At 49.7% G+C, this 8,018-nt stretch carries 11 protein-coding genes and 1 other annotated feature; all 11 genes read right to left on the bottom strand.

From position 1 onward, the window contains the following. Positions 1-91: 91 nt before the first annotated feature. Positions 92-466, bottom strand: a complete 375-nt coding sequence (gene rplL / locus HMPREF9473_RS03185; protein WP_006778618.1) for a 50S ribosomal protein L7/L12 — start codon at positions 464-466, stop codon at positions 92-94. Positions 467-520: 54 nt separating this feature from the next. Then, complete coding sequence (gene rplJ / locus HMPREF9473_RS03180) at positions 521-1,009, bottom strand: 50S ribosomal protein L10 (protein WP_006778617.1); 489 nt, start codon at positions 1,007-1,009, stop codon at positions 521-523. A 33-nt stretch (positions 1,010-1,042) separates the two neighbouring features. Then, positions 1,043-1,180: a sequence feature (ribosomal protein L10 leader region), on the bottom strand. 41 nt (positions 1,181-1,221) lie between these two features. Beyond that, on the bottom strand, positions 1,222-1,917 hold the full coding sequence (rplA, locus tag HMPREF9473_RS03175; protein ID WP_006778615.1) for a 50S ribosomal protein L1: 696 nt from the start codon (positions 1,915-1,917) through the stop codon (positions 1,222-1,224). Between the two features lie 90 nt (positions 1,918-2,007). Next, the gene (gene rplK, locus HMPREF9473_RS03170; RefSeq protein WP_006778614.1) at positions 2,008-2,433 is read right to left on the bottom strand and encodes a 50S ribosomal protein L11; all 426 of its coding nucleotides are present in this window, start codon (positions 2,431-2,433) and stop codon (positions 2,008-2,010) included. Between the two features lie 84 nt (positions 2,434-2,517). Further along, positions 2,518-3,033 carry a transcription termination/antitermination protein NusG gene (nusG, locus tag HMPREF9473_RS03165; protein ID WP_006778613.1) on the bottom strand — a complete coding sequence of 172 codons (516 nt, stop codon included), beginning with the start codon at positions 3,031-3,033 and terminating at the stop codon, positions 2,518-2,520. Between the two features lie 19 nt (positions 3,034-3,052). After that, a complete protein-coding gene (gene secE / locus HMPREF9473_RS03160) occupies positions 3,053-3,256 on the bottom strand; it encodes a preprotein translocase subunit SecE (protein WP_006778612.1) in 204 nt (67 codons plus the stop codon). Positions 3,257-3,282: 26 nt separating this feature from the next. Continuing rightward, entirely contained in the window at positions 3,283-3,432 is a 150-nt protein-coding gene (gene rpmG / locus HMPREF9473_RS26685) for a 50S ribosomal protein L33 (protein ID WP_080552267.1), read from the bottom strand. A 159-nt stretch (positions 3,433-3,591) separates the two neighbouring features. Beyond that, positions 3,592-4,767: an N-acetylglucosamine-6-phosphate deacetylase gene (gene nagA, locus HMPREF9473_RS03155; protein ID WP_006778611.1), complete on the bottom strand. Its 1,176-nt coding sequence runs from the start codon at positions 4,765-4,767 to the stop codon at positions 3,592-3,594. Between the two features lie 12 nt (positions 4,768-4,779). Continuing rightward, a complete protein-coding gene (locus HMPREF9473_RS03150; RefSeq protein WP_006778610.1) occupies positions 4,780-5,541 on the bottom strand; it encodes a sugar isomerase domain-containing protein in 762 nt (253 codons plus the stop codon). A gap of 39 nt (positions 5,542-5,580) precedes the next feature. After that, positions 5,581-6,885, bottom strand: coding sequence for a neutral/alkaline non-lysosomal ceramidase N-terminal domain-containing protein (locus HMPREF9473_RS03145; RefSeq protein ID WP_006778609.1), 1,305 nt, complete (start codon positions 6,883-6,885; stop codon positions 5,581-5,583). Next, positions 6,882-8,018: AGE family epimerase/isomerase (locus HMPREF9473_RS03140; RefSeq protein ID WP_006778608.1), on the bottom strand; the 1,137-nt coding region annotated here is incomplete at its 5' end. The genes HMPREF9473_RS03140 and HMPREF9473_RS03145, both read right to left, overlap by 4 nt.

Here is an 8,018-nt window from a genome sequence, read left to right as displayed (position 1 = left end):
GGGCTTTTGTATAACAGGATGCACTTTCCTGTTATACAAAAAAGGCTCCCGAGCCCGCATGACACGGACTCGGAAGCAAAGAAGAGCCAAATTACTTTAAGGTAACTTTCGCACCCTCAGCCTCTAAGGATGTCTTTAACTGCTCAGCCTCTTCCTTGGAAGCGCCAGCTTTTACTACCTTAGGAGCGCCGTCAACTACGTCTTTAGCTTCTTTCAAGCCTAAGCCGGTAGCTTCACGAACAACCTTGATAACTTTAACCTTGTTAGGACCAACTTCTGTCAGCTCTACGTCGAACTCTGTCTTCTCCTCAGCTGCCTCTGCTGCGCCGCCTGCTGCTGCTACAACAACGCCTGCTGCTGCGGATACACCAAATTCTTCTTCACATGCTTTTACTAAATCATTTAACTCTAATACTGATAATTCTTTGATAGCTTCGATAAACTCAGCGGTTGTTAATTTTGCCATTTTCATATACCTCCGTATTTGATATTTGATTAATTTTTCGTTTTTTATAAACTATTACGCTTCTTTGGACTCTGCAATCTGATTAAGCACACGAGCAAAGTTCGTAATTGGGGACTGAATGCTTCCAAGCAATTTGCCAAGAAGTTCTTCTCTTGAAGGGATGGTAGCGATAACGTTCATTCCCTTTGCATCGTAGTAGGTTCCCTCTACAACGCCGCCCTTGATCTCCAGCGCATCTGCCTTCTTTGCGAAGTTCGCAAGGATTCTGGCTGCTACGGTTGCATCTGTCTTGGACACTGCTAATGCTGTCGGTCCTTCCAGATGTGGGTCTAAGGCTTCAAAATCTGTGCCCTTTGCAGCGAATCGAATCATGGTGTTCTTATATACTTTATAAGTTACACCGGCTTCTCTTAACTGTTTACGAAGCGCTGTATCCTGCTCCACAGTCAGGCCACGGTAGTCAACTACAACTGCTGACTGGGCACCGTTTAAAAGCTCTGCGATTTCTGCAATAACTGGCTGTTTTAATTCAACTTTTGCCATGAATGGTTTACCTCCTTATTTATTTTGAAGTATTCCTGCAAAGAAAAACCTCTCCGTCACAAAGACAGAGAGGTCTACAATCACTCAGTGAGTTTTGTACATTTCCTCGGTAGGCGGTCACCCCTTACGCCTTGCGGCACCTACTGTCTTCGGCAGTCAATACTTGCGTATTATATCATTATCTATGAATGATGTCAATTAAAAAGTTAAACCTAGTTCACTAATTTTCCTACATTCAGTTTTACACCAGGTCCCATGGTGGAACTCAGTGTTGCACTCTTAATGTAAGCGCCCTTTAATGTGCTTGGTTTTGCCTTGATAACTGCATCCATAAGCGTCTGGAAGTTGTCCGCTAACTGTTCTTCTGTGAAAGAAGCCTTACCTAATGGCACGTGGATAATATTTGTTTTATCAAGTCTGTACTCAATCTTACCGGCTTTGATATCGTTGATCGCTTTGGTCACATCCATGGTTACTGTGCCGGCTTTTGGGTTAGGCATTAAGCCCTTCGGTCCAAGTACACGGCCAAGACGTCCTACAACGCCCATCATGTCTGGGGTAGCTACAACTACGTCGAAATCCAACCATCCTTCGTTCTGAATCTTCGGAATCAGTTCCTCGCCGCCTACGAAGTCAGCGCCTGCTGCCTGTGCCTCGTCAGCCTTCGGTCCTTTTGCGAATACAAGAATTCTGGTTACTTTACCAGTTCCGTGTGGCAGTACAACTGCACCACGAATCTGCTGGTCAGCGTGACGTCCGTCACATCCGGTTCTCAAGTGAGCTTCGATGGTCTCATCAAATTTTGCAACAGCTGCCTTTTTCACTAATGCGATTGCGTCTGCTGCGTCATAAAGAGTAGCGCGGTCTACTAATTTAGCAGCCTCTACGTATCTTTTTCCTCTTTTCATTCTAAATAACCTCCTAGTGGTATTGTCGGGGATGTCCCTCCCACGTTTTTAACTGTTTATCATCTCTTTGACTGGTATGGAGCCGGGAACTTAATCCTCAACCGTAATACCCATACTTCTAGCAGTACCAGCAATCATGCTCATAGCAGCCTCAACGCTTGCAGCGTTTAAGTCTGGCATCTTTAATTCAGCAATCTTCTGAAGCTCTGCTTTCGAGATGGTAGCTACCTTGTTCTTGTTCGGAACAGCAGAAGCGGTTTTCAGCTTGCATGCCTTCTTTAACAATACGGCAGCTGGTGGAGTTTTTGTGATGAAGCTGAAACTTCTATCAGCATATACTGTGATTACGACAGGAATGATTAAATCTCCCTGGTCAGCAGTTCTTGCATTGAATTCCTTGGTAAACTGAACGATGTTAACACCGTGCTGTCCAAGAGCCGGACCAACTGGTGGTGCTGGTGTTGCCTTTCCAGCTGGAATCTGCAGTTTGATATATCCTGTTACTTTCTTTGCCATAATTAGGCACCTCCTAAATAAATGTGGTATTGTCGGGGATTTCCCTCCCACGAGCCTTTAACCGATAAAGGCCGCTTTTACTTGTTACATCTTTTTCACTTCCGTGAAAGCAAGTTCAACCGGTGTTTCACGGCCGAACATCTCAACATTGATGGTGACGGCTTTCTTGCTCTCGTTGATGGACTTGATGGCACCAACGGTATCCTTCCATGCACCTGAAGTAACGACAACAGTGTCGCCAACCTCAAACCCTGTCACAATGCCCGCTGCACCGAATCCGAGACTTGCCATCTCCTCCTCAGTCAGGGGTACCGGTTTGGAGCCCGGGCCTACAAAGCCCGTCACACCGCGGGTGTTACGCACCACGTACCATGTGTCGTCGTTCATAACCATATGAAGCAGCACATAGCCCGGGAACATCTTCTTGTCCGCAGCTTTTTCCACGCCGTTTTTAATCTCTACCACCGACTGCATCGGGACGGAAACCTCTAAAATCTGGTCCTGCAGGTTTCTGTTCTCTATGGTCTTCTCAATGTCAACCTTAACCTTGTTCTCATAACCTGAGTAGGTATGGACTACATACCAATTAGCTTCTGACATAGAATCACCCTCGCCCTTATTATAAGATGAAACTCAGGCCAAATTTGATAATCAGGTCTATCAGAGCGATTATCAGCCCAAGTGCAATTGACGCCGCCAAAACAGCAACCGTCTGTTTGCCCACCGTCTCTTTGTCAGGCCAGATGATTTTGCTATACTCGGTTTTCAAACCTTTGATAAAACTCTTTTTCGGGGCTTTATCCTTGCTGGCTGTTTCTCCCATAAATTCACGTCCTTTACTAAACCTGATTACTTCGTTTCTTTGTGCAAAGTATGTGTCTTACAGAATCTACAATACTTTTTTGTTTCCATTCTGTCCGGATGAGTTTTCTTATCCTTCGTCATGTTGTAATTACGTTGTTTACATTCCGTACATGCCAGAGTAATCTTTGTGCGCACGACTTCCACCTCCACTTAAAAATTTCGTTGTTTTTTCAGTCTTTTCTTATATTTTTGAGCATAAAAAAAAGACCTAAGCTCTTCCATTCGCCCAATAACTATATCATAAGCGGGAAAAAACGTCAATCTTTTTTTCATATGCAGTTTTTTGAGGCTATTTTATGAAATGACAAGCTCTCCTCTCACCATCACGGCCGACACCTGGATGTCCTCGTCAAATACGATTAAATCAGCCGTTTTTCCCATGCCGATGGAGCCGGTCTTCGCCTGGATGCCAAGCATATGGGCCGGTGTCGTGCTGGCCATCTTTACCACTTCATAGAGAGGCGCCCCGGTCAGCTCGCGGAAGGTCCGGACCAGTCTGTCAGAAGTCGCCACACTGCCTGCAAAAGCCGAGCGGTCCGGCAGTTTTGCCACGCCGTCCTCCTTGATGCAGGTCATGCCGGTCTCTTTGCCGCCCAGAATGTACTCCCCGTCCGGCATGCCGGCCGCACGCATACTGTCCGTCACCAGGCAGATGCGCTCCGCCCCTTTTACCTTATAGATTAACTGCAAAAGCTCTTTTGGCAGGTGGCAGCCGTCGGCTATCACTTCCACATACAGGCCGTCCAGCAGATACCCGGCCTCAATGGCGCCGGCCACGCGGAAGGCATTGACACGCTTCACGGAGGCCATGCAGGAATAGAAATGAGTCAGCGCCGTGATTCCATTTTCATATGCCCGGAATACCTCCTGGCAGGTGGCGTCGGAGTGGGCCAGGGAGCTGACGATGCCCTGCTCCCGCAGAGCGGCCAGAAATGGGCCGGAGCCGGGAAGCTCGATGGCGAAGGACCATCGTTTAATCCTGTCTGTCCTTGCAAGCACTGCGTTGTATTCCTCCGGCTCCGGATTTCGCAGATATTTGGGCTCCTGGGCGCCCTTCTGGCTCATGGCAAAGTAAGGCCCTTCCAGATGGAGTCCGTAAATGTTGGGACAGCCCGGTTTCTGCAAATCCAGCGTGTTGAACAAATCTACGAAGTTTAAAAGGGACTCCTTCGTGCTTGTGATGGTAGTCGGCAGAATGGTGGTGGTCCCGTGTTTCAGATGGGTCCTGCAGGCGCCGTAGATGGACTCCGCATCGCCGTCCATAAAGTCATAGCCGCCGGCGCCGTGGGAATGGGTCTCGATAAATCCGGGAGACAAATACTTTCCTTCCACATCAATCGTCCGGTCTGCCGGCGTTTCGATATGGCCGCCCAGGGAGATATCGGAAATGATATCTCCCTCTGTCAGCACCTCCCCCTCGTAAATGCCCGTAGGCATAATCAATTTTGCATTTTTAAATAACACACTCATCTGATTTCCTCCTTACAGGCAGCGGATTCTTCCTTTGAATCTGTCGATAAACTGGTTGTTCCACTCGTCGCCGCCCGGACAATTTCCGCTTCTCCATACCGGCGGGTTGACTCCCTCATTGACCAGCATGTTGATGGCCTCTATGACGATGCAGTTCATCACATAGGCATTGGCGTAGGTGCTGAGGGCGCCGATTTTCTGTGGGAAACCGTCTATCTCCAGCGTTGCGTCTCCCAGCTTCACCTTGCAGTCCACGGCACAGTCCACGATATCGTGAAGATTCAGCTTGGACGGGTGGCGGGCCACATGCTCTTTCGGGCAGGTCTCCGCGTGCTCTCTGGAACTGACGCCGATGATTTTGGCTCCTTTTTCTTTGGCTGTCAGGGCGGCGTCAATGGTGGCGGAGTTGATGCCGTAGGCATTGACGATCCAGAGCAAATCTCCCTCCCCGATGCCGTAATCCTCCATCACGATTCTTCCATAGCCTGGCAGGCGCTCCACCTGCATGGATTTTAAGGCGCCATTGTTCAGCATGGTCTCCTGATTCAGCACCGCGTCAATGTGCATCAGACCACCGGCGCGGAAAAACACTTCCATGGCCGCCAGATTGGAGTGGCCGCCGGGACCGAACACAAATACCTTTTTGTCCTGTTTTACCTGGTCCGCCACCATGCGGGCCGCCTTCAGGATCTGCCCTCTCTCCGTGCTGCGGATTTCATTGATGATGCTCAAAATCTCTTCATAATATAAATCTGTTAAACGTCCTTCCTCCATGGTTTCCCCTTTCTCCCCACATGTTATGTATGCTGTCCGCTATACCAACGCGGTCTCAATAATATCCTGTATCTCTTCCTTATAAGTTCCTGCCAGCGCAAAATAGACTGCCGACTCCTGCGGCTCGTAGCCGCCCTCCCGAATCTGGACGGCGGAGCTTAAGTAGCCAATCATGCCGTTGGTGTATCCGGCGCATATGGCCCCGGGGTACTGCTCTCTCAAAAATTTGGCGTAATGCATGGACACCTCGGCGTTGAGAAAATAAAGTTTCTCTTTTCCCAGACTTAAGGCCGCTACCTCCAGCGTCTCATAATCCCGGAGTTTTTTTTCCTGAACCTTTGCCGCCCACTGGCGTATCTCTTCCCTGGAATCCTTTGCGTAAGTCTCCATGTCTTCCTTTGTGAAATTTTGAACAAGCGGTAGACGGTGCTGCCGGATGCTAAGCGTCATACCGGGTGTGACAGGAGTTCCGTTGTTTATGGTACTTCCCTCCGTATTCCCTGCCGCATTTCCCACGGCACTCTCCACGACATTTCCTACCGCATTTCCCACTGCCTCACCCACCGCCTCACAGAAATAGTCCGCAAATGCTTCCACGTCCGCCTTCGTGCCTGCCCGGAACTGGTCTCCCAGCACGCAGTTGGGCCTCATATCCGCCGTGCATCCCTGCAAAAACATGTGGACACTTCCAGGATTTTCCCGGTCCAGCCGCTCCAGGGCATATCCGGGGTAATCCGGGTGCAGTTCATTGTCCTTGGAGAGATTGGCGTGGCAGGGATAATGCACCAGCCTTCCTTTCAAGGTCTTATCCGCCCGGTAAAAACTGAAGACAGTCAGGGTTCTGTCCGGCTCCACGTCATAGTTGGGTCTCATAGCGATGCCCTGTTTTGTCATCACCCGGCGGAATACATTTAAGGCACAACTGCCATCGGAGCGGACCAGCGTCACTTCCTCCTGGTTTTCCCCGGCCTGCCGGACCGCCTCCAGAATGCGGGAGGCCAGATAGTCGAGATATTCTTCATCCGCCGTTTCTAAAAGCGGCACAAAGCTATTTCCCGTTCCCGGGCCTGAGTGGTTGTGGGAGGCCACGAACAGCAGCTGTTCCTTCGGTATTCCAAGAGTCTCCATCATTTCCCGTCTCATCCTGTCCACGAACTCCGAATTCCACCAGAGCAAATCCCCGTAGATGAATACCGCCCGCTCTGACTCCTCCCGCAAGTCAAAAACTCTCACGAAAATGTCTCTGCGAACACCATCATAGACTCCCGTCCGGAATCCAAAGCCACAGAGTCTCACCGGTTTCTGTGGCGTAATACATACTTTTGATATACCTAATGTCCTCATAGGCATAGCTCCACATTCTTCAGCAGATTCCTCATGATATGGAACGGGTCTTTCACCGGCAGTGCCACCAGCTTTTCTTCCGGTGAACCGTCACGTCTGCGGATTTGTATCCATTCTCCCAGCTCCTGGTTGGGAAATGTGGTAAATGCGTAGGTAAAGCTCTTTTCATACGCCTGTAAAAATGATTCGTCGCCGGTCAGCTCATACATTTTTGGAAAGAGATAGAGCATTTCCGAGTGAGGCCACCACAGCTTCATATCCCAGGTCTCCTCCATCAGCTTCTCATAGGCGCTTCCGGTGTTGATGCCTCTCGGCCGGCCGCCCTCGTTGTCCACAAAGCGAAGCAGACCGCCGTACTCCTCATCCCAGCCGACGGCAAAGGTTTCCTTTACAATCTCGCTGATTTCCGGAAGATACTCCTCAAGCCCTCCGAATGTCTCAAGAAATTCCACCCAGAACCAGGCGTCCTCCAGGGTGTGGCCCGGATTTAAATGGCGGTCCAGCATGTAATCCTGATACCGCTCCGGTGTGCTCTTGTGCTCCCTGATATGGCCTTTTCCATCGTACAGTTCGTTTAAGATAAATTCCAGTTTTCCTCTGGCATAGGCCGTCTCCTCCTCCACCGGGAGATTCAGGCTCTGTCTCATCAGGATGTATTCCTGCACCGTGTTGACGAGAATCATGGGGATGCCGTGAATCTCATATCCGTCCGGAATAGGATAAGGCTCCGTGAGAAAATCTCTGGCCTCAATACGCCGGACAATGCTGTGATACAGTTGTTCCACCGTTTCAAGTCCCTCCCGGTATCCCATCACCTTGACATACTGGGACATGCCGATGAGGGCGAAGCAGTCCGCATAGATGCTGGCGTCATACCGCCCGGTGCGCTCATCCTTCTTTTTCTGTCCATCCCGGGTCAGCACATAGCAGCAAATGCTGTCGCCGTAGATGGAATGGTTTTTGATAAAGTCCCATGTCCCTTTCATCCACATTTCCAGAGATTCCTCTGATACCGCTGAAAATGCTCCTTTTCGGTTCAACTCATAAATTTTGCCCAGAATCCACAGCCACCGCCCCTGGGACCATGTAAATTTATCTTCTGCCAGCATACTGTCGCCTTTATTGTTGATGCA

Source organism: Hungatella hathewayi WAL-18680 (assembly GCF_000235505.1).
Taxonomy (GTDB): Bacteria; Bacillota; Clostridia; order Lachnospirales; family Lachnospiraceae; genus Hungatella_A; species Hungatella_A hathewayi_A.
The sequence above is the reverse complement of the archived record's forward strand: the minus strand, read 5'-3'. Positions and strand labels throughout refer to the sequence as shown.

What these genes read in the sequence shown, in the direction of transcription:
- nagA (WP_006778611.1), bottom strand. Translation starts at nt 4,767, where the DNA reads ATGAGTGTGTTATTTAAAAATGCAAAATTGATTATGCCTACGGGCATT.
- rplA (WP_006778615.1), bottom strand. Translation starts at nt 1,917, where the DNA reads ATGAAAAGAGGAAAAAGATACGTAGAGGCTGCTAAATTAGTAGACCGC.
- HMPREF9473_RS03145 (WP_006778609.1), bottom strand. Translation starts at nt 6,885, where the DNA reads ATGAGGACATTAGGTATATCAAAAGTATGTATTACGCCACAGAAACCG.
- HMPREF9473_RS03150 (WP_006778610.1), bottom strand. Translation starts at nt 5,541, where the DNA reads ATGGAGGAAGGACGTTTAACAGATTTATATTATGAAGAGATTTTGAGC.
- secE (WP_006778612.1), bottom strand. Translation starts at nt 3,256, where the DNA reads ATGGGAGAAACAGCCAGCAAGGATAAAGCCCCGAAAAAGAGTTTTATC.
- rplK (WP_006778614.1), bottom strand. Translation starts at nt 2,433, where the DNA reads ATGGCAAAGAAAGTAACAGGATATATCAAACTGCAGATTCCAGCTGGA.
- rplL (WP_006778618.1), bottom strand. Translation starts at nt 466, where the DNA reads ATGGCAAAATTAACAACCGCTGAGTTTATCGAAGCTATCAAAGAATTA.
- nusG (WP_006778613.1), bottom strand. Translation starts at nt 3,033, where the DNA reads ATGTCAGAAGCTAATTGGTATGTAGTCCATACCTACTCAGGTTATGAG.
- rplJ (WP_006778617.1), bottom strand. Translation starts at nt 1,009, where the DNA reads ATGGCAAAAGTTGAATTAAAACAGCCAGTTATTGCAGAAATCGCAGAG.